The sequence below is a fragment of the Trichocoleus sp. AS-A1 genome (assembly GCF_039962015.1).
In the GTDB taxonomy this organism is placed as follows: Bacteria; Cyanobacteriota; Cyanobacteriia; order Cyanobacteriales; family FACHB-T130; genus FACHB-T130.
Map to the genome: position 1 here is coordinate 1 of NZ_JAMPKG010000057.1, position 26,155 is coordinate 26,155.

Annotated in this window: 25 protein-coding genes and 1 pseudogene; 14 read left to right on the forward strand and 12 right to left on the reverse strand. The window is 47.8% G+C overall.

Annotation, left to right across the window (positions count from 1 at the left end):
• The first annotated feature begins 585 nt into the window (after nt 1-585).
• The 3 genes from NC994_RS25885 (at nt 586) to cheB (ending at nt 6,073) form a co-directional block, all read left to right on the forward strand.
• Nucleotides 586-2,166, forward strand: a complete 1,581-nt coding sequence (locus NC994_RS25885; protein WP_190438892.1) for a methyl-accepting chemotaxis protein — start codon at nt 586-588, stop codon at nt 2,164-2,166.
• Nucleotides 2,167-2,425: 259 nt separating this feature from the next.
• Nucleotides 2,426-4,966: a hybrid sensor histidine kinase/response regulator gene (locus NC994_RS25890; protein ID WP_190438933.1), complete on the forward strand. Its 2,541-nt coding sequence runs from the start codon at nt 2,426-2,428 to the stop codon at nt 4,964-4,966.
• Nucleotides 4,967-5,020: 54 nt separating this feature from the next.
• A complete protein-coding gene (cheB, locus tag NC994_RS25895; protein WP_190438934.1) occupies nt 5,021-6,073 on the forward strand; it encodes a chemotaxis-specific protein-glutamate methyltransferase CheB in 1,053 nt (350 codons plus the stop codon).
• A 94-nt stretch (nt 6,074-6,167) separates the two neighbouring features.
• Here cheB and trpA read toward each other — a convergent pair whose 3' ends face one another.
• The 6 genes from trpA to pgl form a co-directional block, all read right to left on the reverse strand.
• Complete coding sequence (trpA, locus tag NC994_RS25900; RefSeq protein ID WP_190428699.1) at nt 6,168-6,965, reverse strand: tryptophan synthase subunit alpha; 798 nt, start codon at nt 6,963-6,965, stop codon at nt 6,168-6,170.
• Between the two features lie 148 nt (nt 6,966-7,113).
• Nucleotides 7,114-7,425, reverse strand: coding sequence for a DUF3007 family protein (locus NC994_RS25905; protein ID WP_190413560.1), 312 nt, complete (start codon nt 7,423-7,425; stop codon nt 7,114-7,116).
• Between the two features lie 24 nt (nt 7,426-7,449).
• Nucleotides 7,450-7,662: an NAD(P)H-quinone oxidoreductase subunit L gene (gene ndhL / locus NC994_RS25910; RefSeq protein ID WP_190413562.1), complete on the reverse strand. Its 213-nt coding sequence runs from the start codon at nt 7,660-7,662 to the stop codon at nt 7,450-7,452.
• A 904-nt stretch (nt 7,663-8,566) separates the two neighbouring features.
• Nucleotides 8,567-9,058 (reverse strand): FHA domain-containing protein, encoded by a 492-nt coding sequence (locus NC994_RS25915; RefSeq protein WP_190438895.1) that lies wholly within the window; start codon nt 9,056-9,058, stop codon nt 8,567-8,569.
• Nucleotides 9,059-9,522: 464 nt separating this feature from the next.
• Nucleotides 9,523-10,302, reverse strand: a complete 780-nt coding sequence (locus NC994_RS25920; RefSeq protein WP_190413566.1) for an FHA domain-containing protein — start codon at nt 10,300-10,302, stop codon at nt 9,523-9,525.
• Between the two features lie 82 nt (nt 10,303-10,384).
• Complete coding sequence (gene pgl / locus NC994_RS25925) at nt 10,385-11,107, reverse strand: 6-phosphogluconolactonase (protein WP_190438903.1); 723 nt, start codon at nt 11,105-11,107, stop codon at nt 10,385-10,387.
• 208 nt (nt 11,108-11,315) lie between these two features.
• Between pgl and NC994_RS25930 the strand changes: the two genes are divergently transcribed.
• Nucleotides 11,316-12,653, forward strand: coding sequence for an N-acetylmuramoyl-L-alanine amidase (locus tag NC994_RS25930; protein WP_190428696.1), 1,338 nt, complete (start codon nt 11,316-11,318; stop codon nt 12,651-12,653).
• A 338-nt stretch (nt 12,654-12,991) separates the two neighbouring features.
• Here NC994_RS25930 and NC994_RS25935 read toward each other — a convergent pair whose 3' ends face one another.
• A complete protein-coding gene (locus NC994_RS25935; protein WP_190438936.1) occupies nt 12,992-13,762 on the reverse strand; it encodes a hypothetical protein in 771 nt (256 codons plus the stop codon).
• A gap of 142 nt (nt 13,763-13,904) precedes the next feature.
• Between NC994_RS25935 and NC994_RS25940 the strand changes: the two genes are divergently transcribed.
• Nucleotides 13,905-14,363, forward strand: a complete 459-nt coding sequence (locus NC994_RS25940) for a hypothetical protein (protein WP_199299743.1) — start codon at nt 13,905-13,907, stop codon at nt 14,361-14,363.
• A 37-nt stretch (nt 14,364-14,400) separates the two neighbouring features.
• Here the strand turns inward: NC994_RS25940 and NC994_RS25945 are convergent, their stop codons facing one another.
• Nucleotides 14,401-14,808 (reverse strand): hypothetical protein, encoded by a 408-nt coding sequence (locus tag NC994_RS25945; protein ID WP_190438906.1) that lies wholly within the window; start codon nt 14,806-14,808, stop codon nt 14,401-14,403.
• Between the two features lie 86 nt (nt 14,809-14,894).
• On the opposite strand from NC994_RS25945, the gene NC994_RS25950 reads away from it, so the two are divergent.
• Nucleotides 14,895-15,557: a class I SAM-dependent methyltransferase gene (locus tag NC994_RS25950; RefSeq protein ID WP_190429255.1), complete on the forward strand. Its 663-nt coding sequence runs from the start codon at nt 14,895-14,897 to the stop codon at nt 15,555-15,557.
• Between the two features lie 33 nt (nt 15,558-15,590).
• Entirely contained in the window at nt 15,591-15,797 is a 207-nt protein-coding gene (locus NC994_RS25955) for a hypothetical protein (protein ID WP_190429256.1), read from the forward strand.
• A gap of 196 nt (nt 15,798-15,993) precedes the next feature.
• On the opposite strand, the gene NC994_RS25960 is transcribed toward NC994_RS25955, so the two are convergent.
• Nucleotides 15,994-16,296, reverse strand: a complete 303-nt coding sequence (locus NC994_RS25960) for a hypothetical protein (RefSeq protein WP_190429257.1) — start codon at nt 16,294-16,296, stop codon at nt 15,994-15,996.
• 399 nt (nt 16,297-16,695) lie between these two features.
• Here NC994_RS25960 and NC994_RS25965 point away from each other — a divergent pair, with 399 nt between their 5' ends.
• Entirely contained in the window at nt 16,696-17,610 is a 915-nt protein-coding gene (locus tag NC994_RS25965; RefSeq protein WP_190438908.1) for a LysR family transcriptional regulator, read from the forward strand.
• Between the two features lie 142 nt (nt 17,611-17,752).
• Nucleotides 17,753-17,935, forward strand: a complete 183-nt coding sequence (locus NC994_RS25970; RefSeq protein ID WP_190438911.1) for a hypothetical protein — start codon at nt 17,753-17,755, stop codon at nt 17,933-17,935.
• A gap of 221 nt (nt 17,936-18,156) precedes the next feature.
• Here the strand turns inward: NC994_RS25970 and NC994_RS25975 are convergent, their stop codons facing one another.
• Entirely contained in the window at nt 18,157-19,086 is a 930-nt protein-coding gene (locus tag NC994_RS25975; RefSeq protein WP_190438913.1) for a DMT family transporter, read from the reverse strand.
• A 213-nt stretch (nt 19,087-19,299) separates the two neighbouring features.
• Here NC994_RS25975 and NC994_RS25980 point away from each other — a divergent pair, with 213 nt between their 5' ends.
• The gene (locus tag NC994_RS25980; protein ID WP_190438916.1) at nt 19,300-19,647 is read left to right on the forward strand and encodes a hypothetical protein; all 348 of its coding nucleotides are present in this window, start codon (nt 19,300-19,302) and stop codon (nt 19,645-19,647) included.
• A 363-nt stretch (nt 19,648-20,010) separates the two neighbouring features.
• On the opposite strand, the gene NC994_RS25985 is transcribed toward NC994_RS25980, so the two are convergent.
• Nucleotides 20,011-20,409, reverse strand: coding sequence for a response regulator (locus NC994_RS25985; RefSeq protein WP_190413779.1), 399 nt, complete (start codon nt 20,407-20,409; stop codon nt 20,011-20,013).
• A 166-nt stretch (nt 20,410-20,575) separates the two neighbouring features.
• On the opposite strand from NC994_RS25985, the gene NC994_RS25990 reads away from it, so the two are divergent.
• Entirely contained in the window at nt 20,576-20,746 is a 171-nt protein-coding gene (locus NC994_RS25990) for a hypothetical protein (RefSeq protein WP_190438917.1), read from the forward strand.
• A gap of 238 nt (nt 20,747-20,984) precedes the next feature.
• On the opposite strand, the gene NC994_RS25995 is transcribed toward NC994_RS25990, so the two are convergent.
• Nucleotides 20,985-21,380, reverse strand: coding sequence for a response regulator (locus NC994_RS25995; RefSeq protein WP_190413592.1), 396 nt, complete (start codon nt 21,378-21,380; stop codon nt 20,985-20,987).
• Between the two features lie 165 nt (nt 21,381-21,545).
• On the opposite strand from NC994_RS25995, the gene gyrA reads away from it, so the two are divergent.
• The 3 genes and pseudogenes from gyrA to NC994_RS26010 all read left to right on the forward strand — a co-directional run.
• Nucleotides 21,546-24,077 (forward strand): DNA topoisomerase (ATP-hydrolyzing) subunit A, encoded by a 2,532-nt coding sequence (gyrA, locus tag NC994_RS26000; RefSeq protein WP_190438919.1) that lies wholly within the window; start codon nt 21,546-21,548, stop codon nt 24,075-24,077.
• Between the two features lie 162 nt (nt 24,078-24,239).
• Nucleotides 24,240-25,583: an ATP-binding cassette domain-containing protein gene (locus NC994_RS26005; RefSeq protein ID WP_190438931.1), complete on the forward strand. Its 1,344-nt coding sequence runs from the start codon at nt 24,240-24,242 to the stop codon at nt 25,581-25,583.
• Between the two features lie 176 nt (nt 25,584-25,759).
• Nucleotides 25,760-26,041 (forward strand): annotated as a pseudogene (locus NC994_RS26010) (restriction endonuclease subunit R); the annotation flags it as partial.
• Nucleotides 26,042-26,155: the final 114 nt, after the last annotated feature.

A 26,155-nucleotide genomic window follows, 5' to 3' on the forward strand; every position in this document is an offset into this window, starting at 1 on the left:
CAATATATTTCTTACTCATGGGAAGACTTGGTAGGAGTTAGTGCATACAAAAGCCGGATTTTTTTAGCTTAGCCCTTATTACTACCCATCAAACTACCTTTGACAGAGTACTAGAGCGGAAGAGGGATTAATAATAAGAGCCGTTCTAACACACAACTAAGTATGTATAGATTTTAAAAAAAATTCCAAAGAGTATTTTCTTGGTGGATTATAGAGATGTTAGGGGCAGGTTTGACTAAGAAATTTTACATTTTCTAAACAATCCTCTCTTTGGCAATTCAATTTTTTAGGAGAACCTACCCTAAGAAGAATTTATCACCAGTATTTATACTAATCCTCTAGGTGTATTAAATTTAAAAACGAAAAGTTATAAAGCGGGTAAATTAGCTACAGTATTTTGAGTTACTGGCTTTCTCTCACTCCTTGTATCGCCCTAAGCGATCGCTATCCAGCTAGTCATGGTGGCTTGACTGAGGAAACAAAAAAATACTAGTACGAGCAAAATCAAACTTAGCGCCAAAATCTGAACAAAGCTGCCTTCAATCTTTACCCAATCGTCGAATTTAATAATGCAGGATAAGTCTGATGTTTAAAAATTTATCTTTACAATCTCGATTAATCGGCTCATTTTTACTAATGGGTCTAATTGTATTAGTGGTTGCTCTCGTAGGTTGGAGCGGAGCTACTCGGCTGGGCGACCATATTAATACACTGGGGAATAATACTTTGCCTAGCGTAACTGGATTGTGGAAAATCAATGAAGGACAGACCCAAATCCAGTCATCGGAACGAGCGCTACTCAATACATTTTTGAAAACCGAAAATCGCCAGTTTGAATTGAATAGAATTAAAAATGCTAAAGCGCAGATTGATGAAGGGTTTAAACAATATGAGTCAATTTCACAGACTGCCGACGAAAAAAAGCTCTATCAAAAATTTCTTGGGGACTGGAAAAGGTGGCAGCAAGACCATGAAAGATTCCTGGACATTTATCAACAATTTGCCAAACTGGGCGTCTTAGATCCTGCGAATCGGCTGGCTGAGCTTGTAAGTCAGGAGAGGCAGACCTCACCAGAATTTGCACGGGCAAAAGCGGCGGATGCCCTGCTGGACGAACTTAGCGAACTGGCAGCAAATGAAGAACTAAATTCATTTAACACAGCCACAGAATCGGTGCTAGCAGTTGTGGAATACAACCAGAACTTTGGGGAAGCAGCCCAGAAGGTAGCAGAAACAGATGTGGCTCAAACCTCTTTTTGGGTGTTTGTTGGGATGATTCTTGGCCCCCTGACTGCGATTATTTTTGGTGTTTTCTTCAGCATCACGATTGCTAAGCCGCTCGGTGCCAAAATATCTGGCATTGTCAACACGATTGTCACTTCTTCATCAGAAATCGCTGCCACGGTAGAGCAACAAGAACGCACGGCAGCTCAACAAGCGGCGTCTGTAAATCAAACCACGATCACGATGGATGAGTTGGGTGCTTCATCCCAGCAATCAGCAGAGCAAGCCGAGGCAGCAGCAACTGGATCGCGGCAGGTGCTTTCGCTGACGGAGGGTGGAAGCCAAGCCGTCGGGCGAACTTTGGAGGAAATGGCGCTGCTCAAGGATAGAGTGGGAGCGATCGCTTCTCAAATTCTCCGTCTATCCGAGCAAACGAATCAAATCGGTAATATCTCTGGATTGGTGAGCGACTTAGCCAACCAAACGAATATGCTGGCACTGAATGCAGCCGTTGAAGCTGTTCGAGCTGGCGAACACGGCAAAGGCTTTGCGGTGGTGGCGGCAGAAATTCGCAAACTGGCAGAACAAAGTAAGAAATCTGCCGGAAAGATTAACGTCCTCGTTAGCGATATTCAAAACGCGATCAATGTCACGGTGATGGTGACGGATGAAGGGACGAAAACGGTGGAAGCTGGGGTGAAAACCGCTCAGGGCACAGCACAAGCATTCACCGGCGTAGCTGATGCCATCGAAAATATCGCCATAAACAGTCAACAAATTTCGCTTTCTGCCAAACAACAAGCGATCGCGATTCAACAAGTCGTTGATGCAATGAGCAGCCTCAATGTCGCAGCTAAAGAAAATGCCAGTGGCATTACTCAAACTAAAATCGGCATCCAAAGACTGAATGAAGCGGCTCTGAACCTCAAGTCAGTGGTGTAGCGAATCCTATAGCAATCCGTGCAAAAGTCGTAAAATTATCTGCTCCTTTTTCTCTCTTACTTGGCGTCCTGAGCTTCCCCCTGCTTTGCTAGAGCGTCTAAGCGCTAAGGCACAGGCTCCGCCAACGCGGTTCGTTAACAAAAGAAAATTTCACTATTCAACCAGGATTGCTATATTCGCTTAAAAATATCCCAAAAAATTACGGCTAATTATCTCTAAAACTAAGAATCAAAAGCTAAAAGCTTCTCAGTTAACCATGATGATAGAAGACGACGAACTCCGAGATTTATTCAAAATTGCCAGCGAAGAACATTTGCAGAAACTTGATGATGGGTTGCTGCATTTAGAAAAGTACCCCAACGACGAAGCTCGACTAGAAGAATTATTGCGGGAAGCCCACAGTCTCAAAGGTGATGCTCGAATGCTGGGCGTGCGCGATGTGGAAACTCTCACCCATCAGCTGGAACATATTTTGGGAGGTGTCAAACGTGGCGAGACACAACTGGTATCTGCAATATGCGATCGCCTCTATCAAGGCTTAGATGCCATTCGCAAACTGGTCTGCGAAGCCGTCACCGGGGAACCCACAGGTATCAACACCTTTCTCGTCCTCGCCCACATGATGGGAGCTGAATTTACAACTCCAGCGAATCAGAATAATCAGAATTATTTAGACCAAGAAGGCGTTCAGCCAGAACATGAGGAAGCAGTTCAGCCAGAACATGAGGAAGCAATTGAGCAAGAAACCCTTTCCCCGGATATAACTTCTGAACTGCCCGAAACATCCGCCAACATAGAAGTATTACAGACAACATTTCTCCAAACACCCGCATCCCTCACACCAGTGGAGGTGGGTGTCAAACCTGCCCCTGATGCTCCCAACAGTAAGGACAGTCCACCCAACTTTTCGCACAACGGCTCTCAACACCCAAACTCCCCCCCCGTTGCCCTCGGCGAACCCTACCGCATTGAAACGATTCGCGTCGAAACCCGCAATCTTGATGCATTGCTGACCCAAGCAGGCGAACTCACCGTTACCAAAATCCGCATTGCCCATCGACTCGCTGAAATTGAGGAAATCGTGACGCTATGGGAGGAGTCGAGCCGTCTAAGCGTGCAGAAAACTTCAGCCCTGAGCCTACACAAAGAAAAGATAACAGGTGACAGGCAAGCGGTAAGTTTCACTGCTTCCCCTCAGAACGGGCGGAGAGACCCCATCTCTACAGCGCCGTTGGGGGGACACTCCTACAGTATGAACGGGGGAAGCCAGCCTCTACAGGACTTCGATGAGCGCCTGGGAGTTCTGATCAACCAGTTAAGAGATGCCATCTATGAAGATACCGCCAGACTGGACACCATTGCCGGTGACTTGGAAGAAGGCATTCGCACTCTCCGCCTGTTGCCCCTATCCACCATTTTTCAGTTATTTCCCCGGATGGTACGGGATTTAGCCAGACAGCAAAATAAAGAAGTCAATCTGGTCATTGAAGGCGGCGAAACCAAAGCGGACAAGCGCATCTTGGAAGAAATGAAAGACCCCTTGATGCATATCCTTCGCAACTGCGTCGATCATGGTATTGAGACACCAGCAGAGCGGGAAGCGCAGGGAAAGCCGCGTACCGCTACTATTCAGATCAAAAGCTACCAAACTGCCACAAATATTGCGATCGCCATTAAGGATGATGGGCAAGGATTAGACATCGAAAAGATTAAGCAGACAGCTCTCAAACGCGGACTCTGCCGGGAAGAAGAACTTGCAGCCATGACACCGGCTCAAATTCACTCGTTGATTTTTGCCCCTGGTTTCTCAACGCGGACTTTTGTGACCGAGGTTTCAGGCAGAGGCGTAGGGTTAGACGTGGTTCGCACCAATGTAGAACGTCTCAAAGGCAGCATTGAGGTTGAATCAACACCTGGAAAAGGCTGCACGCTTCGGCTCTGTTTAGGCACGACCCTGGCAACCGCGCCGGTACTGATTGTGGAAGTGAGCGGAAAAGCTTACGCCCTTCCAGTGGAGTTTGTGCAAACAATGCGGTTGATTTCCCAGAATCAAATTTTTACGATTGAAGGCAGAGAAACCATTGTTGTAAATGGACACCCGGTTTCCGTTGCGCGACTGGCAGATTTGCTGGAATTGCCAGTCGCCAGTAGCAACGGACAACGAACGACTTCTACCGATTTAGAACAACTGCCCTGCATTATTTTGAAAGTGGGAGATGATCAACTGGGACTATTCGTTGATGGCTGGGTAGATCAACAGGATGTGGTACTCAAATCTCAAAGTAAATTGCTCAAACGAGTTCGCAATGTGATTAGCGCAACTATCCTCGGTACCGGGGAAGTTTGCATGATTTTAAATCCTTCAGATTTAATTAAATCTGTGCGAAAACGAAACCCGCTTGTGAAATCGTTTGCACCCATTACAGAAGAGACCAGAAAACCCGTAATCTTGTTGACAGAAGATTCCATTGCCATTCGCACTCAAGAAAAACGCATTCTGGAGGGTGCCGGTTATGAAGTGGTAACAGCAGTGGACGGATTGGACGGTTTCAACAAACTTAAAACTCGTTCTTTTGATGCGGTGGTTTCCGACGTGCAAATGCCGAATTTGGACGGTCTGAGTTTTGCTGCAAAGATTCGCCAGAATAAGGAATATAATGAAATTCCAATCATTCTGGTGACATCTCTGGCTTCAGATGAAGATAAACGCAGAGGTGCAGAAGCTGGTGCGAATGCTTACATTACCAAAGGCACTTTTAACCAAGAAATATTATTAGAAACCTTAAAAAGACTTGTGTAGTTAATCGCTAATCGCTAATGGCTTTTGAATAATTAGCAATTAGCAATGAACAAAATGCCAATTCGAGTTTTATTAGTAGACGATTCTGCGATTGCAATGGCAGTGCTGAAACGGATTCTGTCATCCTCACCAGAAATTGAAGTGGTGGGAATGGCTCAAACGGGTCGCGAAGCATTGGCATTGATTCCTTCTTGTTCGCCACAGGTGATTTGCACAGACCTACATATGCCACAGATGGACGGTCTGGAATTTATCTCTGAGGTTATGGCAACTTATCCTCGTCCGATTCTGGTGATTAGCACTTCGGTACAGGAAGAGGATAGGCAAAATGTTTTCCGGCTTTTAGAGGCGGGGGCAGTGGATATTTTTCCCAAGCCTCGTGGTGGTGCGGGATCGGATTATGAGTTGGTAAAACAGGAGTTAATTGGCAAGATTAAAATCCTCGCTGGCGTGAGTGTCTTTACCCAGTATCGAAAAAAGCCAGTTTTAGATTTTAAATTTTCGACGATAAATTCTCAAGCTAAAATCCCCCATCAAAAATCCAAAATCGTGGTAGTTGGCGCGTCTACTGGAGGACCGCAAGCTTTATACAACATTCTTATCCATCTGCCAGCGAATTTCCCCCTCCCGGTGATTTGTATTCAACACATCAGCGAGGGTTTTTTGCAGGGAATGGTGGATTGGTTAGGGTTGGAATGTCGTTTGCCCGTCAAAATTGCCCGTGCTGGGGAAATACCAAAAGCGGGAACGATTTATTTTCCACCGGAACGGCTGCATTTAGAATTGGATACTCAAGGCAGATTTTGTCATTCTGCCGCCCCGCCAGTGGGGGGACATCGCCCCTCTGTCACGGTCACTTTTAAGTCGGTGGCGAGTTTCTACGGTCAAGGAGCGGTGGGGATATTGTTGACTGGGATGGGTAGAGACGGTGCGGAAGGGATGGAAGCGATCGCTCGTGCCGGTGGCATTACCATTGCCCAAGATGAGAAAAGCTGTGTGGTGTTTGGAATGCCAAAAGAAGCGATCGCCCTCGGTGCAGCACAGTATGTTTTGCCCGTCACCGAGATCGCGCCCATGTTACTCGCCAAAATCAGGGGTGGCGATTAGTTATTTAATCGGTAATTGGGCGGACAAAAATTTTAAGTGATGAGTTTTGAATTAAAAAACTCATCACTTAAAACTCACTACTTTACAAACGGGGTTAGGTTGTAATCGCCGTTTTCAAACTCCGGCAAAACTCAGCGATCGCATCGAGTCCCTGTTCGGGTGTTCCTTCTGCCAAACGTTTCACCAAGGCACTCCCGACAATTGCAGCATCTGCCCCCCAGTCTTTCACCTGACGGGCGTGTTCTGGCTCGGAGATGCCAAACCCAATGCCGATGGGCTTATCCGTAACGCTTCGGATCTGCTTGAGGATATCTTGCACCCGCGAGTCCAGTCCAGAGCGCATTCCCGTTACGCCAGTGACACTCACCAAGTAAATGAATCCCTGAGACTGACGCGCGATCGCTTCTATTCGCTCTGGGGAACTGGTAGGCGCTACCAATAAAACTACATCAATTCCCATACTGGCAGCAGTTTGCAGCAGATTGGAAGACTCCTCCAAGGGCAAATCTGGCACGACCAATCCCCGCACCCCAGCATTCGCAATCTGCTTGAAGAACGGTTCAATGCCTCGGTTTAGAATCGGGTTGTAGTAGGTAAATAGGACGATAGGCGATCGCACCTCTTTGCTAACCCCGGATACCATCTCTATTACCTGTTCCAAGCGGGTTCCCCGTTGCAAGGCGCGAGTCGCGGCAGCTTGAATCGTAGGTCCATCTGCCAACGGATCTGAATAGGGAACGCCCAGTTCAATCATGTCAGCACCGGCGGCATCAAGAACTTTTAACGCCTTAGCCGTGGTCTCCAGATCCGGATCTCCCGCTGTGATAAAGGGAATTAAGGCACATTCAGAGCGACGCGCGAGAGACTCAAAGCACTCGGAAATTGAAGTCATTTGTCAAAAATCAGTGGTCAGTGGTCAGTGGCACTTCGGGCGTTAGCAATTCACGGATCAGCAGTCAGGGGCAAACAAGAAACTACAGGCTCTTATACGGGCACAGCATTACCGTGCCCCTACACACCTGACCGCTAACGGCTATCAGCTATTTTTTTAATTTGTTTTCCCGTTCGATTTCAGCTTGCAGCTGAGCCAGTTCTTCTGGCGTCAATTCTTCCAGTCGCTTTTGTAAAACGGCTTCTTCATAGTCTTTGAGCTGCTGGTTATAGGTCATCCGTTTCGTTCCGACTCGGAACAGGTAGGTCAGCAGCCAGCCAACCAACCCGCCCACTAGGAAAACTTGACTCCAAATCCCCGCTTCCAGGCTATCTAGCCCAGCCACCAGCAACAGCAAATACACAATTCCACCGGCGGCAAAGACGCCGATGCCAATTCCAATGATGTCAATTCGTCGCATTTAGCGCTTACCCAACGACAAACCTTAACTCTGAACTTGCCGCCGCTTGGGTCGAAAATTCAAAAATGGGCTGAGGAGCAACAAACCTGGGAAGAAAAAGAAAACCAGGAAATACATGAAACTCCGTTCAAAGGAGCTAGCCACATACCAACGCTGTTGCAGGTAGGCATACAGGGCGAAGGGAATCACTACCAGGTAGGCTCCACTCAAAACTAGATACAATATCGCAACCATCATAATTTTTTCTGGCGGTAGAAGAACGAGCGCGAGTACCGGCGTCCCGGCGCGGACATCAACACAAAAAGTCTCCCAACAGAGAACTATCCGTTTAGACACCCGACGAACTGTCCATATTTTACCGTTTGCTGGAATCAGCCGCTTAATTAGTGAGACTACTAAAGGAATAGTTGCATAAAGTCCCCATTTAATGGTGCAATAGACAATGAAGTTAGTTTTGTAGAAGATACGTAACGACACTTCTCCCCATCGGGGGGGCATGGCGGAATGGCAGACGCTACGGACTTAGAAAACTGAGCCTTGATGGAGAAATCTGTCAAGTGACGGCTCTCAAATTCAGGGAAACCTAAATCTGGCAACAGACATGGCAATCCTGAGCCAAGCCAAAGTCAGTGCTTGAAGATTGAGGACTGAGGACTGAGTGAATTTAAAACTCAAAACTCAAAAACCAAACTTCAAAACTCTTTGGAAGGTGCAGAGACTCGACGGGAGCTACCCTAACGTCAAGCCGAGGGTAAAGGGAGAGTCCAATTCTCAAAGTCGTAAAAGACAGTAGCGAAAGCTGCGAGAGAATGAAAATCCGTTGACCGTAAAAGGTCGTGAGGGTTCAAGTCCCTCTGCCCCCATTTCAATTCAAGCCAAAATCAATGCTATCTCCAGATCGGCAATCCGTTGCTGTCTGAGAGATAGCATTGTGGTGAGATAGGCATTTTACTGGTATTTTCGCTTATTGCTAGCTCAATACCGTTTATAGCGTTTCTTAAGTTGAGTGGAAGATATCGCGGCTCTACGTTTTAACCGCGCCCATTAAGTAGGGGCTTTTTAATTTCCATGCCCCTACGGGTATATTCCACACAACCCTTGAATTGCGATGGTAAAGACCCAGGACAGAATTTTGGCAACCCTAGGGTAATTTTTTAGATTTACCAAGATTTTCCAAAGCAGCAACCAGCTTCACGTTTGGTTGATTCTTTTCATCTGGTTCAAGCGAACGGGCATCTATGAAAGTCTCTCTATCTCTGGATTTCTCTTCAGACTTTCGAGTGACCGATTGCTTACCTGCAACCGTATTTAGCCTTGCCTTAGTTTCTGCCGAGCCAATCCGAATTTGAATTTGGGGGCCGGAGCTGGCGAGGCGAATAATCATCCCATCGACCACCGGCACTTGGTCGATGCGTTTTCCATCAAGATAGGTGCCGTTGGCACCTAAACTAACAACTTCCCAATCGGAACCACTACGCCGAATCTCGACGTGGTGTCGAGAAACAACCGCACTGTAAAGAATGACATCATTCTCGGTTGACCGTCCAATCCGAATTACTACTGATTCGGGTTCAAAAGTCCAATTCTGAACTGGTATAGATTGGATAGGATGCAGCAGGGTCAGGGTAATCACCGATGTTACATATTCTAAAGATTTCCGTCTCTAGGCTTGGGACTCGTAACACTGTCAACTGACGTGACTTCCTCCATTCAATGAATTGAAATGAATCCCCCAATGACTGGAGTCAGACCGCGAATGGGTAGAACGTGGGCAGATGGAATTTTAAACCCTTTTGACCTCGTTCCACCTGGGTTTCGCGTTTTTAGTTCCAAGGCACCCACGGGTGTTACCAATGGCATCGTATCATGAGGGGGTCAAGTCGGTGTATCCCCCGAATTGATTCGCCGGGATTCCCAATTTCTCCCATCACAGGTTTATATAACTGTGGAATTTACATAAACCTGAGTCCGATGCCGAATTGTTTCCCTCAAGCCTATCACTTAAAAAAACAGTCTGCAATTGCCATGACCCCTCACCCCAAGAGGCGATACAGCAGGCTTTTCAGGCTTTGCGATCGCATCGAACAGCCTCTGGGATTAAGAGAGTTGGAACAAGAAGGTCATCTTGTCGCCTTTGCCTAGGCCAATGCGATCGCCGGTTCTTAAACGGTGCCGATTGCCGCTAGGCAGGGGGTTATGGTTAATGTAGGTGCCATTCGCACTCCCAACGTCTTCTATGTAGAAGGCGTCTCCCTCCACGCGGATATCCGCATGAATCCGAGAAACAATCTCGGAATTGGGGAATCCTGAAACATCAATATCAGGTGGAATCTGGTCGTTTGGCTTGCCGATGTGAATCACCGACAGTTGTGCTGGCAATTCAATCATCGTATCCGTTTGGACGTGCAGCAAACGGGCATTCTGCTGCTGTAGCTGCGTTTTTGAGCTACCAGAAGTTGCTGCGGACGCGGGTGGAGTGCTGCTAGAAGCCGCCGGGGGGGTAACGCTTGCTTGCTCCTGTGCGGGTGGCTGACTGACCACTGTAGCTGGAACGGGTGCCACCGGAGCGGGTACATCCGGGCTAGAGCTGGGCATTGATGATTGAGGGCTAGCCACTAAAGGATCGGGTGCCACCAGCGGATCGGGTGCCATTAAGTCCGGTACGCCGGGGAACGGGTCTAGTCCTGTCGATGCCCCTACCTCACCTGGACTGCTCGGTCGCAGGTTAGAACCACACTGACCGCAGAAGGTAGCGTCGGTTTGGACGGGTGCGCCACAGTTGGGACAAGCGGTGGTGGCGGGTAAGGGGGTGTAGCAAGCCTCACACTGGGCTGCTCCATCAGGATTTTGGTGATTGCAATTCGGGCAGACAATCATAAAACCTCCTTGCAGGCTGTATCCCTCCTAGAGATGGGAGTGGAAGGTGGAAATTCAAATATAGTCTGAATGGCGAGGCGTCTTAACTTTTTAGTTCAAGACCGGCAGCCTCATCAAAAAGCCACCAAAGTTCGCCTTGGGGCTGGATTAACCGACTGGGATAGGTTTGGTCGTCAGCGGTAGGAGCAAAAACCTGAGCGAGAGCAGGTCGTTTACTCGCACCGGCAACCACAAATATGACACACCGAGCATGGTTAATTAGGGGTGCCGTGAAGGTGATCCGGGGTTGCCCATCTTTGTTGCCGACGGTAATCAGGCGATCGCGTACATTCAATGCTTCTGTGTGGGGAAACAGAGAAGCTGTGTGTCCGTCGTCTCCTATCCCTAACAAAATGAGATCGAACGCTGGAAATTCACCGGGTTGAACTTGAAAAAACTCCCTGATGTGTTGTTCGTGCTTATCCGCTGCAACAGATGGATCGGCTTCATCGGTTGGCATGGGGTGGATGTTGGCGGCTGGGATATTTACTTTATCCAGCCATGCACTCCGCGCCATCCCTTGGTTACTATCGGGATGGTCTGGCGGCACGTAGCGTTCGTCGCCCCAAAATATGTGAATTTTATCCCAAGGCAGATTTTGGATCGCGATCGCTTCATACAACGGCTTGGGGGTGCTACCACCGGACAAGGCGATAGTACAGAGCGATCGCTGTTCGATTGTGGCGTGAATTTGCTCAACGCACACTTGGAGCGATCGCTCAATCAGCGCCGTTTTATCTGGTAAGACTTCAACGATTTTGTTCATCTATGGGGATGAATTGATGATTTCCAGCTCTACCATACCGAAAATCTTACAGTTTCTTCTTCTTAGTACCCATTAATATATGTGTCTGGAACAATTTATTCGCCGTTCTCCAAGAGGAAGCGTCAAGTTGGACTAGCCGTAGCACCCGGAAATCCTTATCGTGGTTGATTAATATAGATTACTGTTAGCGCTGGGGGAATCTTTCAAGATGGGACGAATTTTTATTTCAGCCGGTCATGGTGCTGGAGAGCCAGGAGGGCAAGCAGGTGGCACCACAGAGGCTCAAGAGATGATTCTGCTGCGCGACCAGATTGTACCCGAACTGCGATCGCGGGGTTTTGAAGTTCTTTCTGTCCCAGACGATCAGAACTCAACGCAGTCGATTTCCTGGATCAACGCCCGCTCTCGGAGCGGCGACGTGGCGCTAGAAATCCATGCCGATGCCTATTCTAACCCGGCGACTCGTGGCGCTACGGTCTTCTACATTTCCAGCAACGAGGAACGCAAGCAGAATGCCGAACTGCTACTCTTGGCGCTTTTGCGCCGCGTTCCCCAGCTGCCCAGCCGGGGAGTCAAGCCAGACACCGCCACCGGCGTCGGACGTTTGAGCTTCTGCCGCGACACTTTTATTCCCTCCCTGCTGATGGAAGTTGGCTATCTCACCAACCCGGATGACCGATTCTTAATTCAGAATCGCCGCCGCGACATCGCGCTAGGAATTGCGGACGGATTGGCATCTTGGAGCCGAGGCGGTACTCCCACCCCCGATCCAGGCACTTCCCCCACCTATCCTTCCATCAATATCAACATTAATAACCAGGTCTATGGGGAGAAGGGCGTTCTCATCAATAGCAACGCCTACATCCCTATTGACCTAGTGGACAGGCTCGCAATTGACTTGACAAATAACACCTCAGTCCGCCGCGTGTCCTACCGAGGTGTCGTCTATGTCAAAGCCATTGAACTTCGACCTTTTAATATCTCGGTTGGTTGGGATAGCGCCACCCGCACCCTGTCTTTGCGCTCCATTTTACCCATCTGTCCCGGTCAACTAGATCGAATTATGGGATATGGAAATACCTCTGAGGTACAGATGATTATGTTCCTCAAAGCCAATAACGAGAACGCCCTCGCCCAGTTTCCCGACTTACCCAAACTTTACCGGGAAGAAGCCACAATTGAGGGCGTCAACTATGACATTGCGTTCTGTCAAATGTGTGTAGAAACCGGCTTTTTGCGCTTTGGGGGTGACATTAAGCCCAGCCAAAATAATTTTGCCGCTTTGGGATCGATCGGCGGAGCTTCTGAGAGCGCGACCTTCCCCAGCGCCAGAATTGGCGTCCGCGCCCATATCCAACACTTGAAAGCTTACGCGAGTTTAGAGCCTTTGGTGCAGGAACTGGTCGATCCACGCTTTCGCTTTGTGACGCGGGGCGTCGCGCCGCTGATTTCTCAGTTGAGCGGACGGTGGGCAGCAGATCCGCAGTACGGGACTAAGATTGAGGCAACTCTCAGAAGGCTGTATGAGTCAGCGGGATTCTTGTAAGGATTGAGTAGGGGAGAAGGGAGAGGGGAGAGGACTGAGGACTGAGGGCTGAGGACTGAGGGCTGAGGAGGGGAGAGGCTCCAGTTCACAAAAAACCCCTAGATAAGGGCGTGAATGAGGAGCTGAGGGCTGAGGGATTAACAAGGGACAGGTATTAACAAGGTATAAGGGAGAGACAACAGAACTCCAGATTCAACACTTTAGCCTTGGGCGCAATAAGTTAACTTCAACTCTCTTACTGTTTCATATCTCGCGTGCTTCTACTCGCCCTCAAACCTCTCCCCCTTCTCAGTCCTCACCCTTAGCCCTCAGCCCTCAGCCCTCTCCCTCTCTTCTGATTAGGCGGTTTTGAAAAAGCGGATAATTTCACGGACGTGGTCGAGAAATTGCCCATCTGCGCTGAGTTGCGCGATCGCATTTTTCGCTTCTCTGGATAAGCGCTCGTGATCGGCTTGGTTTGTGGCTCGCAGTTCTTCGATTGTGGCATTCACGCGGGCTAATTCTTTGCGAGTTTCATCGCCTGAGCGCTGTTGAGTGGCGACAAAAGAATATGGATCTTCAGGATTCATTTGCGCTTCTAATTGCCTGACGGCATACTCTAAATTATCAAAGCGGCTACGCAGTTCCCAAATATCTTGGCGGGGATACTGAAATTCTTGGCGAATCATCGACAACCGGGCGGCTAAATATTCGTAGGTTCGCACGGCGGGACGCAAAGCCGTTAATAGTAAAGCGGCACCGGAACTGACGTATCCAACGGCACTGATGCCGGTTACAGCTAGCGTATAAAGACCAGCAGCAGAGAGAAAATGGAGCGCGATCGCTACCCAAAATGACCGATTTGCGATCGCTTTGGCATACTTAACTTGTTTCTCATCAATCGCAATTCCCTTTTCGGTTGACAGTGCTGCTTCTGCAATGACTTCTTTCGCGTCAAAGTGGATATTCCACGGAACTGTCACAATCACCAGCAGCCACCAAAAACTCGCCGCACCAATTACCCAATCGATAAAGTTACCTGCTGGCACATTTAAGCCTTGCACTACACCAAAAGCGACCAGCACTAAAACCACTAATCCCACGCTGAAACCAATAAAGTTGAAATACATCTCAGTCATCTCTGCCTGAAGGAATTGCCTCAATCGTGGCTGGAGATAGCTGCGGTAATAGAGCGGTTTGTGATAGTTTGGCAACTTTCACATGAGTTGGATTTTTTAACCGCGAAGACGCAAAGAACGCGAAGGAAAGAAAATGAAGGATGAGATTGGTGAATTTGTGAAGTTTCAAGTAAATAAGCGGGACCGATTCGATGCCCTTTGTCGAGTTTTTTATGAGATTAAGAAAGACAAAGATGCAAATTTATGGCGCGATGACAAAGATTGGCTGACCTTTTTTGATGATGAAGCATTATCCCATTTTTGGTGGCCTACTGAAGAAGAACGGGTTGAACATTACCGTCGCTGGTTTGCCACTCCTGTGGAACAGAGGTGGACTGACCCTAGCCTAGAAACTCCGTGGGATTTTGAGTCTATGATTTATGCCTTCAAAGATGGTGAGTACCAACTAACTGCCTGTCGGATGATTTCTGCGGATAAAGCTAGGCTTGAATTTTACTCTTACGCCTATCCCTATGGCAGTACAGGCTGTATGGAAGCGTTAATTGAAGCATTTGGTTTTTTTGTTATTGCAGAAAACGATGGAACCGGATAAACAGAAATTTATTAAATATTGATGGCTCAAAATCAGTTTATTGAATCAACCAAGTGCGCCAAGTCGGTTCAGTGTTTGTGCTAGTAGATTGGGGAATCGCCAGACGCCAAGTTTTACCTTCGATTTGGCGTTGCAAGTAGATATCAAAGTGGTTTTGTTGTTGAGTTACCTGATGGTTGGAACGTTGCAGGGTAAAGTTGTAGGTGCCTTGGATGTGGTAGGCAGGTAACTTTTGAATCAACAAAGGTTCCTCGTGAGTCACTCGTATTTGAGCAATTTCAAAGCTAGAGGGTTGCTGGAATAACTGCTGACTCAGCTGCTTTTGGGTTTGGCTGACTTGAAGCGCGATCGCTTTCTGTACCAGTTGACCACCTGGTGCGGGTACACCAATGCCGCAAGCTGTCAGCAGTCCCAGCAAAATCACTGTCAAAATAATTCGCAGCATGGCGTTTAACTTCTCCTCTATTTCCTACGTATCACAACCAGAACGATAGGATAGGCTGTGTGCGTTCTTCGAGTTCTAAATCCATCATGTCAAAAAAGACCCTAGGGTTAGATGACCAGCTTTACGATTACCTACTTTCTTCATCCTTGCGAGAACCAGAGATTCTTCGCCGTCTGCGGGAAGAAACGGCAAATCATCCCTACGCCAGGATGCAGATTTCCCCAGAACAAGGGCAATTTATGGCGCTGTTGGTTCAGCTAATGGGGGCAAAGAAAACCCTGGAAGTGGGCGTATTTACTGGCTACAGTTCTTTGTGCGTAGCTTTGGCACTTCCCCCAGACGGCAAGATTATTGCTTGCGATGTCAGTGAAGAGTTTACCTCGGTAGCGCGGCGCTATTGGCAGGAAGCTGGGGTGGCGGACAAGATCGATCTGCGAATCGCACCGGCGCTGGAAACGCTGGATCGGCTATTGGCACAGGGGGAGGCACAAACGTTTGATTTTGCGTTCATCGATGCTGATAAGAGTAATTATGACGGGTATTATGAGCGATCGCTCCAGCTGGTGCGTCCCGGTGGTTTAATTGCCATCGATAATGTCTTGTGGAGTGGACGAGTTGCCGCTCCTCAAGATCGGGATAACAGTACCCAGAATATCCGAGCTTTGAACGAAAAATTGCACCGCGACGAACGAGTTTCTATCAGTCTCGTCCCCATAGCAGATGGATTGACCTTAGCGGTTAAGCGATAAGGAAATCGAAGATACTTCGCAAAAAGAACGCTTATGACAGATGAGAAACTGACTCCCCAAAATGAGCAAGCTAATCTAGATAACTCTACTCTGAAACCGGAAGAGGACGATAAACCTAAGCTGCTAGTCGAAGGTCAAAACGAAAATATCACCACTCCTCCTCCCGATATTGCCGAAGAACACGCCGCTGTTGCTCGTGCGACTCTAGATTTGACGATGGGAATTGAAGACGATTCATAACCGCCAGAAATAAATTCAGTTGGGGTGAGAGGGAGCGATCGCTTCCACCAAAAACCCCCAGCATTAGCTAGGGGTTGTGCAATACGTTGAGAATATTTTCCTGGTGTGTTACTCTTTTTGTTTCGCTTTAAAAGCGCTTACCAAGAAAATCTAGCTGGAAGATAAAAGTCCCCGGATTCCAATGTTTTGTTTTTCTTTAAAACATTGACTTATTGTTTCCGTAGTACCTTCTTTCAACCCATTCCAGCATATCAAATTCACAACCAAAAGTTGCAGAGTTGCCGCTAAAAGGATCGTAGCCTTCCCACCAGATGTTTCCAAAGCGGTCGGACTTCTTCCAAACTTTTATCTCTGGCTCTTGAGTCAAGAATGTAACTAAACGCTGCCAAACACTATTCAGAATAGAAAATACTTTAGTCTCCTGAACAGGCTTCTGCTCCTTCTGGGTGTAAATAGTTTCTAACCTTTTTTTTTCAAAACAATTCTCAGAAGTTTCCATAATAATTTTCTCCCGCTTCAAGATAGAATAAATTTCAGATTGTGCTGCAAAAAAGTAGGATAGACAAACTTATTTGCTTGCAGCAGTTATCAATATTGATTCCGCCGCAACTGATGAAGGTTAATTACAGAGTAAAGTTGAAGATTAGAAGTTTACTTCCTCCAGTAGAATCACCTGAATGGGTGATGTGGAACTAGAGAGGAGCTTGTAAAATCTCGACTAATTCAACCAAGAAATCTAGATTGCACAACCTAAATTCGCTGACAAATTCAATGTAACTTTTGGTTATTTGATAGACAAAGCAATATTTGTATAGGTAGTATGAATAAAATTCATATATAGAAGAAGACATGATTTGACTGCGTTTGCGACAATGCATACACCGCTTGCATAACCGCCATGAATGAAATCAATAAAAGCCGGATGAAGCTTTCCCAGATTCGTGCTTTAGTCGCAGTGGCAGACTACGGCAACTTCAGCGAAGCCGCCTTGCAGTTGGAGGTATCGCAGTCAGCAATCAGTCATGCGATCGCAAGTTTTGAAGAAGAATTGGGAGTCGTCTTGCTGGCTCGCGGACGTTATGGAGCGCGTCTTACCCCGGTCGGAGAGCGGGTTACGGCTCATGCTCGTAAATTGCTACAGCTTTTGGAAGCAATGGAGAAGGAAGCCAATTTAGAAAAAGGCTTACAGGGTGGAAACGTGCGAGTTGCCTGTTTTCGGAGTGTGGCGACTCATATACTCCCGACAGCGATCGCTCGATTTCGCGCTTGCTTCCCGAATATCACTGTAAGCATCGTTGATGGTGATGATTACTCGCGTGTAGGAGATGCATTGCGAGCCGGTTATGCCGATATTGGGTTTATCTACTTACCCGCTGGTAATGAATTTGAAACTTGGGAAATTTTGCGGGATGATTACGTTCTCCTACTCCCGCCTACAACTAATTTAAGTAGTGCCAAAGTCACTTGGAAGCAGTTAGCCACTTATCCTTTGATTATTAGTTCCGGCATTCCCTGCAATGAGTGGATTCGCAAATACTTGGTAATCGCAGAATACGCGCTCAACATTGCTTATGAAATCAAAGAAGATTCAACTATCGTCAGCATGGTGGAACAGGGTTTAGGGGCAGCAATTCTCCCTCGTCTGGCTGCCGAACCTGTTCCCACTGGGGTGCGCGTGTGCAGCTTGCCAGCACCTCTAGAGCGAGTAATTGGGGTAGCGCTTCTCGCAAATGCCCTTCATACTCCAGCCGTCTATGCATTTCTAGATGCTATCCGGAATACAGGACGCTTTGCGGCTAAAGCAGCGGTTTAATTAAAGTTCAGGAGAGAGCGCGATCGCAAATCACAAGGGCGCTCTTTTTGGTTGGAGATACGGTAATCACTGCACTCTCAGCCACCTTACTGCCAAAAAATTTGGTCAAGATGAAAGTAGACTTACATTAAGGATGAACGCTATGTTTCCGTTTTGGGGTAGTACCTGTTGGGGATCTCAACCAGTTTCCGGTAGAGATTATCAGGAACGCAGACTTCGGTTCCTGAAATGGATGCGAAACGATCTAGAGGCGAAATTGGCAGGACTTAACGCTGCGATCGAAACCATTGAACGCCAGATGGATCGGGAAAATACAACTATTTAGTCTATCTACTGGCGATCGCCAATTATTGTGGCTTCTGACAAAGTGATAGAACTGGGTTAAAGATTCCTCAGCTGAGAGCGCCTACTTCAGAAGTAGGCGCTATGTTTTTAGGGGTTAAGCATAGCCTCAAACTTTATTAATTAAGCAATCTCCCTTTCTAAAACTACTGGTGTAATAGTGCGATCGCTATTTTCTGTTCAAGGCACTTCCCCACCAAACCGCTACCGCAGGCTAAATAGCACTGCGACACCGCCTAAGGCGACTAAAACGCCTAAAATAGCTCGAAAACTGACAACATCGCCCATCCAAATCGCTAGGGGTAAGACAAACAACGGGCTAGTAGAACTTAGGGTTTGGGCAATTCCGGCGGGGGCGAATTTCAGAGAAGTTTGTTGCAACCAGATGCCGAGATAGGTACTGAAAAAAGCGGTTATGACAATGACTCCTACAATGCGCCAAGACTGCAACGGTTTAAGCCAGCCGTTGACTTGACGCTGTCCCAGCAATTTCCACAGCAGTAGCACCAGTACCCCCGCCCCCAAGCGCACCAGCGTACTCCACAAGGGGCTGATACTCGATTGGATCAGGGCTGTCCGTGAGAGGACGGCACCCGTTGCCTGTGCTACTGCTGCCAGTAAACCCCAACTAATTCCCCGCATTGTCAGATGCTTGCTTTCAGCGGTGGAATTAGGCACCCGTTCCGTCACCACCCAGACGACGCCCAGAATGGTTAATAAAATTCCGCACCAAGCAGCAGCCGTCAGTTGTTCTTGTAAAAAGACTAGCGCTAACACGGCTGTTAAGGGGGGTGCTAGGGTTTCTAATATCAAGGTACGCCTTGCACCCAGGCAGTTGATGGCTGCAAAATAAGCCGTATCTCCCAATCCAATGCCAAGGACGCCACTTAGTAGCAATAGTGTCAGTGCAGTCGGGTTGATTTCAGGTAGCAGCTGTCCTTGCAAAAGTAGGGTGAGGACAAGGAACGCGATCGCAATTATCCCTTTAAACAAATTCAGTTCTAGGGGTGGGATTTGCCGTCCCAAGCGGCTGTAAACCAGCGAAGCGATCGCCCATAAAAAGGCGGCACTCAGTGCCGCCAGTTCTCCTTTAAAATTTGTAATCCAATTAAAAAAATTTGTTAAAAAGATCATTCCTGTTTTTTGAATCGGTCATTCTGATGTAAATTTTACCGAAGGGCATACTCCTCAGTTCAGGCTGCACACTTCTTCTGGCGGATATTTCTCGCTTATCAAACATTGTATAAATTTACTTAAGCCGGATGCCAAAGATGTTAGCAATGTAACCATACTATTCTTTAACAATTGGTAGGATTCAGCAAGAAAGAAAATTTTGAGGAGACTGCGATGAACTATACCTTTGAAATTTTAGGGGTATCTCCCATTCTTTATTTCTTTAACCATCAACAGGAAATTATTCAAACAGATCCACACAGAGCCGAATACTTAGGAAGTCCTAAATGCACCCTGGATGCTTTTCTGGAATCCGTCGAAGCGGTTCCACCCAAGCGAGGCTGGAATTTAGAAGAGATTCTGCATACAATAGTAGACTTTTGGCTGAACAATTCTGACAATATCCAATATTGGAACAAGCGTCTTAAGGATGCTGGCAAAGAGAATTTGTTAGTCGCCAGAGTTGCCGATCTAAAGGCATTAAAAGCGGAGTTTGACTCCTTATTGGGTCAAAATCTTTAATTGATTCAGCATCATCGCACCTAGACGTAGGCGCGAGTCAGGATTATTCGCGCTAACTGCTTGCGGCAGCGCCAATAAAAGTCGCATCATTGAGGCATTCAGGGGAAACAGCGAAGAAAGCCTAGATGTTACGCGATCGCACTCTAACATGAGACACGATTGGGCAGCCGCAAAAATGCTTCCCCCTCTACTATTTCTGCCTCTACTATTTCTGAAAAAATACAAGTGTACTAAACTAGGTTTTACCTAACTGAATACAAGACCTGCGAGCCGAAGTTTGGGCACAGCCGTCACAAATAGTTTTGAAACAAGAGCTTTGCAACTCGCCTGCATGAAGCTTGCTCCACCTTATCAGCATCAAAACTACTTTTGTGGTATCAGCGCCATGATTTGCTCCACGAACAGTTGATGATCGACAACTGGTTTAGAAATGTATTCGTCGGCACCACTTTGCTGGAGGAAATTTTCGCGATCGCCTTCCATCGCATTAGCTGTCACCAGAATAATCGGTAGAGCGGCAGTTTGCGGGTTAGCTTTTAATAGTTGGGTGATTTTTATGCCATCAACCGATTTACCCTGGTAAAAACTGTTTGTTAAGGAAACATCCATCAAAATAATGTCAACCTCCCTAGCTTGGGCAATTTGGATTACTTCTTCTACATTTTCAGTATGTTTCACTTGCAAACCGGCTCGCTTTGTCAGGATTTTAGAGAAAACCCGAACATTAATCGGATCGTCTTCTACAATCAGAACAGTTTTCATCGAATTTTTCCCTTCAACAGCGTTTTTTTCTAGGGTCGTAGTCATTGTTTTTTGTTTCAATACGATTATGAAAATTTCTTTGTCACCTTAAAATTTATCGCTTAATTTGCCATCAATCGCAAGATGCAAATTTTTTATTGCTGTTAATAAATAGGAAATAAAACTTATGATAAAAAAACTGAACCGACCTTCGACCGGACGGTTTGTCCCTACAGGATTACACGCAAAGATGCAACCATCATATTTTAAATACGCGGTTAAATATGCCATGAGCGCGATCGCCGGACGTGCCTTACCCAACGTCCGCAACAGTTTAAATCCCAGCTTGTGGGATTAATGCCACGCCCCTCATGTCACTTTGCCAGAGTTGTCGGGGGCTGCGAGTCACGCGAAGTAAAGAAACCACCCACCAGGATTCCTTAAATAATACAAATGTACTAAACTGGTGGCAACAGAAGAGGGCAAAGGCTGAAAGGTAAAAAGCCACAAGAGCGCCTTCACACTCCAAATGGAAGACATTGAATTTTACAACTCAGGGCGGTCAATGCCCGCCCTACCCTTGGAACATAAAAGTATTATTGTGGCAACAATGCCTTAATTTGATCCACAAACAGTTGATGATCGACAACTGGTTTAGAAATATAGGCATCGGCACCACTCTGTTTGAGGAAATTTTCGCGATCGCCCTCCATCGCATGAGCCGTAACCAGGATAATAGGCAAACTAGCAGTTTGCGGGTCAGCCTTCAACATCTGCGTGATTTTTATGCCATCAACCGACTTACCCTGGTAAACACTATGGGCCAGGGAAACATCCATCAAAATAATGTCAGCCTCACCGGATTGGGCAATTTGCATTACCTCTTCCACGTTTTCGGTATGCTTAACTGCCAAACCGCCCCGCTTGCTCAGAATCTTAGAAAAAACCCGAGCATTAATCGGATCGTCTTCTACAATCAAAACGGTTTTCATCGAGTTTTTCCTTTCAATGGCGCTCTTTGGAAGAGTCGTGGTCATAGCTGCGGTTCCATACTACTGTGAAAGGTTCTTTGTCACGTTGCCATTTGTGACGCGATCGGTCATCAACCTCAAGATGCAAAAAAATTTTACGTTTTCAGGAACTAGGGAATAAAACTCATGGCGAAACAACTGAACCTTTTGGCAACCGGACAGATCATCCCCACGCCTTTACACGCGGAGATGCAACGGTCTTACCTTGAATATGCCATGAGTGTGATCGTCGGGCGTGCATTACCCGATGTCCGCGACGGTTTAAAGCCGGTGCATCGGCGGATTTTGTATGCCATGCACGAACTCGGACTGACGCCAGACCGCCCCTACCGCAAGTGCGCTAGGGTGGTTGGGGATGTTTTGGGCAAATATCATCCACATGGCGACCAGGCGGTTTACGACGCCTTAGTGCGTCTGGTGCAAGAATTTTCCAGCCGCTATCCCCTCCTCGGCGGTCATGGTAACTTTGGCTCGGTGGATAATGACCCACCTGCGGCGATGCGTTACACGGAAACGCGACTGGCTGCAATTAGTCATGAAGCGCTTCTGAGTGAAATTGGCGAAGCCACAGTTGACTTCATCGGCAACTTTGACAATTCCCAACAAGAACCAACCGTACTGCCAGCTCAGCTGCCGGTGTTATTACTCAACGGGTGCGCCGGAATTGCCGTCGGCATGGCAACGAATGTGCCGCCGCACAACTTGGGTGAGATCGTGGATGGTTTAATTGCCCTAATCGATCAACCCGATCTCCCAGACGGGAAGCTATGGAAGCTAGTTCCGGGGCCAGATTTCCCGACGGGGGGCGAAATTGTCGGGACAGAGGGAATTCGGGAAGCTTACAACACGGGTCGCGGTAGCATCACCGTGCGGGGAGTCGCCCAGATTGAGGAAATCGCGGCAACTCGGGGACGGCACAAGCGGGCGGCAATTGTGGTGACGGAATTGCCTTTCCAGGTGAATAAGGCGGGTTGGATTGAGAAGGTAGCGGAACTGGTCAATCAGGGTCGAATCGAAGGCATTGCGGATCTGCGGGATGAAAGCGATCGCGAAGGAATGCGCGTGGTGGTGGAATTGAAACGAGACACCAATCCTCACCATGTCCTCGATCAACTCTATAGACAAACAGCGCTGTGTACCAATTTTGGCGCGATCCTGTTGGCATTGGTAGATGGGCAACCGCGTCAGCTCACGTTGCGCCAGTTGTTGGAGGAATTTCTCAAGTTCCGAGAACAGACGCTGACGCGGCAATATACCTACGAATTGGGTGAGGCAGAAAGACGCATTCACATTGTGGAAGGGTTGCTGGCGTCTTTAACCGAGTTGGATGCGGTGATTGAAATTCTCCGGAATGCTGCCGATGGCAGCACCGCCAAGTTAAGGCTACAAGAACGGTTGAATATCAGTGAGGTTCAGGCGGATGCTATTTTGTCAATGCCCTTGCGACGCCTCACTGGCTTGGAACGGCAAAACTTACAAGGTGAGTTTAACGAGTTGTCAGAGAGAATTCATTTGTTGCAACTTTTGCTAAGCGATCGCCGCGAACTCCTGAAAGCCTTGAAAAAAGATTTGCGATCGCTCAAACGCAAATTCACCGATCCGCGCCGTAGCAAGATCCTCACGGAAGCGAAAGAATTAAAGACTCAGCCAACAGAGAAAAAACCCGACTCAAAAGACAAAAGTCACAAGTCAGAGGCCAAATCTACTCAAGCCGCACTCCTAACTCCTGAACACTTGGAAGAAGAGGCAGTTCTGGAGTTTACCCAGCGCGGATATGTCCGGCGCATCCCTAAAAATGGAAATAAATCCGCGTCTGGAAAAGGCGATAGCAGCAGTCGTCCAGATGATTTTGTAGTCAAAACTCAGGTAACTAGCACCCAAGCCGAGTTAGTCGTACTCAGCAGCGGCGGCAAAGCTTACCCCGTCAAGGTGGGTGAGATTCCGCCAACCGGGAAGCAATCGCGGGGAACGCCGCTAATCGGCTTGCTGTCCAACTCAGCTCAAACTGCGGCAGAAACGATTGTCTCCAACTTTTTTCTGCCTGAAAATCCGCAAAGTGCCGACCTAATTTTGCTTAGCGAACAGGGGAGAATCAAGCGCCTGCCCCTGGTAGAACTGGCTAACCTTACCAGTCGCGGCATCACGCTCATGAAACTGAAAGAAGACGATCGGTTAAAGTACGTCAATCTGGCTAAAACCGGCGAACAGCTCGTTTTGGCGACTGGGGGCGGACGTTTGCTGCGGCTTCAAGTCAACGACGATCATCTACCCTTGATGGGACGCACGACGATGGGGGTGCAGGCAATGCGGCTGCGGCGTTCCGAGCAACTGGTAGGAGCCTTAACGCTGGGGGATGATGAGAATATTTTAATCGTTTCCCAGTTGGGGTATGCCAAACGCCTGCCGATGAGTACAATCCGACTGGCAAATCTTGGCGACCTTGGCACTCAGGCACTGCATTTTACCAGCAAAACAGATGCTTTGGCAGCGATGGTCGCGGCTCCAGCAAAGTCTCAGATCGTCCTTCTGACCAGCGCCCAGCGAGTGGTGCGAATGCCAGTAAATTCAGTGCAGTTGCGAGGGAAAGATGGAACAGGCGATCGCATCCTCGAATTAAACCCGGACGAAAAAATTATTACTGTCGTCCTTTGTTCGTAGTTCGGCGTTCGGGATTTATTGAGAACGATGAATCCCGAACTCAAAGCCATTAATTCTTTTCCGCCACAAGATTCCCTACTGCTTTGGTTCTCCGATTTTCCTAAGAGTTCTGTGCTGCGAGTAAGTGATTGAAAATAGATTCAGTAGTGGGTATTAATAGCCGTGGCACAAGTTGTTATAGAAAACGTTTACAAAAGCTTTTCCGGTCGTCAAGGGGAAGTCGTCGCAGCGATCGCGCCTGAACCTCTGCTGACGCCAGTCGATGAGGGATCGCTGGTTGTAGATGACAAACCTTCGTCTCCGTCTGGAGCAACAAATGTCTTGCGACGGATTAACCTGACGGTGCAAGATGGCGAGTTTATGGTGTTGGTAGGCCCTTCTGGCTGTGGCAAAAGTACGCTGTTGCGGCTGATTGCGGGACTGGAAGAATTAACGGGGGGCAATATCCGAGTGGGAGACACTCTCGTGAACGATTTGCCGCCAAAGGAACGCGACATCGCAATGGTGTTTCAAAACTATGCCCTCTATCCCCACATGACGGTGTATGACAACATTGCCTTTGGACTGCGGCGCACGGGGCACAAAGGCGCGGGGAAGCAGGAAAATGGGGGTGCAGAGGAGGGGAATGCTTCACTCAGTCCACAGTCTTCTTTGCCCATCTGGGCGGAGAATCTGCTGGTAGAAATGACGCGATCGCTTCCCAAGCATCTTCGCTACATACCCGAACGCGAGAAAGCGATTAACGAGCAGGTGCGGACAGTGGCTCAATTGTTGCAAATTGAGCCGCTCCTAAACAGGTTGCCAAAACAACTATCGGGAGGGCAAAAGCAGCGAGTCGCATTGGGACGAGCGATCGCGCGCAATCCTCAAGTATTTTTGATGGATGAACCACTTTCAAACTTAGATGCCAAACTTCGGGCAGAAACTCGCGCCCAAATTGTTAAGTTGCAGCGACAGCTTGGCACAACAACCATTTACGTTACTCACGACCAAACGGAAGCGATGACGATGGGCGATCGCATCGCGGTGATGAATCACGGAAAAATCCAGCAAATCGCTGCACCGTTGGAACTTTACAACCAGCCAGCCAACCGCTTCGTGGCAGAGTTCATTGGGTCGCCGCCAATGAATTTTTTGCCAGTGCAAGTGAAAGCACCCCTCCTCATTACTCATTCTCAATTTCGGCTCACTCTCCCCGATGTTTGGGCGTCAGCACTGCAAAAATACGACGGGCAATCCCTCACTTTAGGTATCCGTCCCGAACACTTGATCGTTGGCGTTCCCGCCCCCAAAAATCTCCAGGTGCGAGTAGATTTGGTGGAAGCACTAGGCAACGAAACTTATTTGTCTGCCACTCTCCTAGAGTCAGCGATCGCATATCGCTTACAGGTACGCATTCCTCCAGACAAAGCGGTGCGAATTGGCGATCGCTTGTGGTTATCGCTGATGCCAGAGAAAATTCATTTCTTCGATCCACAGACTGGCATCGCAATTCTCTTGCGTTAGTTGGATTTTTGCGATTTAGCAAGACTTTTTTCGGCAATAAGCTGTTGGGTACTATTCGCTCATCTACCACTTACCAAAAGAGCATCTTCCCCCGCTATAGGCATAAACTCAGAAAATAATTTTTACCCCTAACAACCGAACTCATTCAATCCAAAATCCAAAATTCACATAACCCCATGACAACTCTCAACGCCCGCAATTTATTTCTAGATGATGTTCATCGTCTTTTAAACTTTCAGGAGCAGTACAATGGTTCTTTCACACCGTTGTTATCTTTAGAACCTCTAACAGAATTTGAACAGCAAGAACTATTACAAATTTGGGATGACTTTCGCCACTATTTAACAGCAGGAAAAGTGCTGGAAGGACAGGTAAAGCTTCTTACCGTTGCTCCGTTACTGCGAGTAGCTGGCTTTTACCGCTACCCTATTCACATTAGCTTGGAAGAGGGTATCGCAGCAGGGCAAGCGCATCTCAAATGCTATTGACAAGCGGGTTGAGAGTTCTGATCAATTTGGGTTAAACAAGCAGCCAAAATCTTGAGCATGTAATTATTATCCATAGCAGCTCGG

What these genes read in the sequence shown, in the direction of transcription:
- NC994_RS25980 (WP_190438916.1), top strand. Translation starts at nt 19,300, where the DNA reads ATGAACTATACCTTTGAAATTTTAGGGGTATCTCCCATTCTTTATTTC.
- gyrA (WP_190438919.1), top strand. Translation starts at nt 21,546, where the DNA reads ATGGCGAAACAACTGAACCTTTTGGCAACCGGACAGATCATCCCCACG.
- NC994_RS25930 (WP_190428696.1), top strand. Translation starts at nt 11,316, where the DNA reads ATGGGACGAATTTTTATTTCAGCCGGTCATGGTGCTGGAGAGCCAGGA.
- NC994_RS25955 (WP_190429256.1), top strand. Translation starts at nt 15,591, where the DNA reads ATGACAGATGAGAAACTGACTCCCCAAAATGAGCAAGCTAATCTAGAT.
- NC994_RS25975 (WP_190438913.1), bottom strand. Translation starts at nt 19,086, where the DNA reads ATGATCTTTTTAACAAATTTTTTTAATTGGATTACAAATTTTAAAGGA.
- NC994_RS25985 (WP_190413779.1), bottom strand. Translation starts at nt 20,409, where the DNA reads ATGAAAACTGTTCTGATTGTAGAAGACGATCCGATTAATGTTCGGGTT.
- cheB (WP_190438934.1), top strand. Translation starts at nt 5,021, where the DNA reads ATGCCAATTCGAGTTTTATTAGTAGACGATTCTGCGATTGCAATGGCA.
- NC994_RS25965 (WP_190438908.1), top strand. Translation starts at nt 16,696, where the DNA reads ATGAATGAAATCAATAAAAGCCGGATGAAGCTTTCCCAGATTCGTGCT.
- NC994_RS25970 (WP_190438911.1), top strand. Translation starts at nt 17,753, where the DNA reads ATGTTTCCGTTTTGGGGTAGTACCTGTTGGGGATCTCAACCAGTTTCC.
- NC994_RS25950 (WP_190429255.1), top strand. Translation starts at nt 14,895, where the DNA reads ATGTCAAAAAAGACCCTAGGGTTAGATGACCAGCTTTACGATTACCTA.
- NC994_RS25945 (WP_190438906.1), bottom strand. Translation starts at nt 14,808, where the DNA reads ATGCTGCGAATTATTTTGACAGTGATTTTGCTGGGACTGCTGACAGCT.
- NC994_RS25935 (WP_190438936.1), bottom strand. Translation starts at nt 13,762, where the DNA reads ATGTATTTCAACTTTATTGGTTTCAGCGTGGGATTAGTGGTTTTAGTG.
- NC994_RS25885 (WP_190438892.1), top strand. Translation starts at nt 586, where the DNA reads ATGTTTAAAAATTTATCTTTACAATCTCGATTAATCGGCTCATTTTTA.
- NC994_RS25960 (WP_190429257.1), bottom strand. Translation starts at nt 16,296, where the DNA reads ATGGAAACTTCTGAGAATTGTTTTGAAAAAAAAAGGTTAGAAACTATT.
- NC994_RS25990 (WP_190438917.1), top strand. Translation starts at nt 20,576, where the DNA reads ATGATAAAAAAACTGAACCGACCTTCGACCGGACGGTTTGTCCCTACA.
- NC994_RS25940 (WP_199299743.1), top strand. Translation starts at nt 13,905, where the DNA reads ATGAAGGATGAGATTGGTGAATTTGTGAAGTTTCAAGTAAATAAGCGG.
- NC994_RS25890 (WP_190438933.1), top strand. Translation starts at nt 2,426, where the DNA reads ATGATAGAAGACGACGAACTCCGAGATTTATTCAAAATTGCCAGCGAA.
- ndhL (WP_190413562.1), bottom strand. Translation starts at nt 7,662, where the DNA reads ATGATGGTTGCGATATTGTATCTAGTTTTGAGTGGAGCCTACCTGGTA.
- NC994_RS25920 (WP_190413566.1), bottom strand. Translation starts at nt 10,302, where the DNA reads ATGATTGTCTGCCCGAATTGCAATCACCAAAATCCTGATGGAGCAGCC.
- trpA (WP_190428699.1), bottom strand. Translation starts at nt 6,965, where the DNA reads ATGACTTCAATTTCCGAGTGCTTTGAGTCTCTCGCGCGTCGCTCTGAA.
- NC994_RS25905 (WP_190413560.1), bottom strand. Translation starts at nt 7,425, where the DNA reads ATGCGACGAATTGACATCATTGGAATTGGCATCGGCGTCTTTGCCGCC.
- NC994_RS25995 (WP_190413592.1), bottom strand. Translation starts at nt 21,380, where the DNA reads ATGAAAACCGTTTTGATTGTAGAAGACGATCCGATTAATGCTCGGGTT.
- pgl (WP_190438903.1), bottom strand. Translation starts at nt 11,107, where the DNA reads ATGAACAAAATCGTTGAAGTCTTACCAGATAAAACGGCGCTGATTGAG.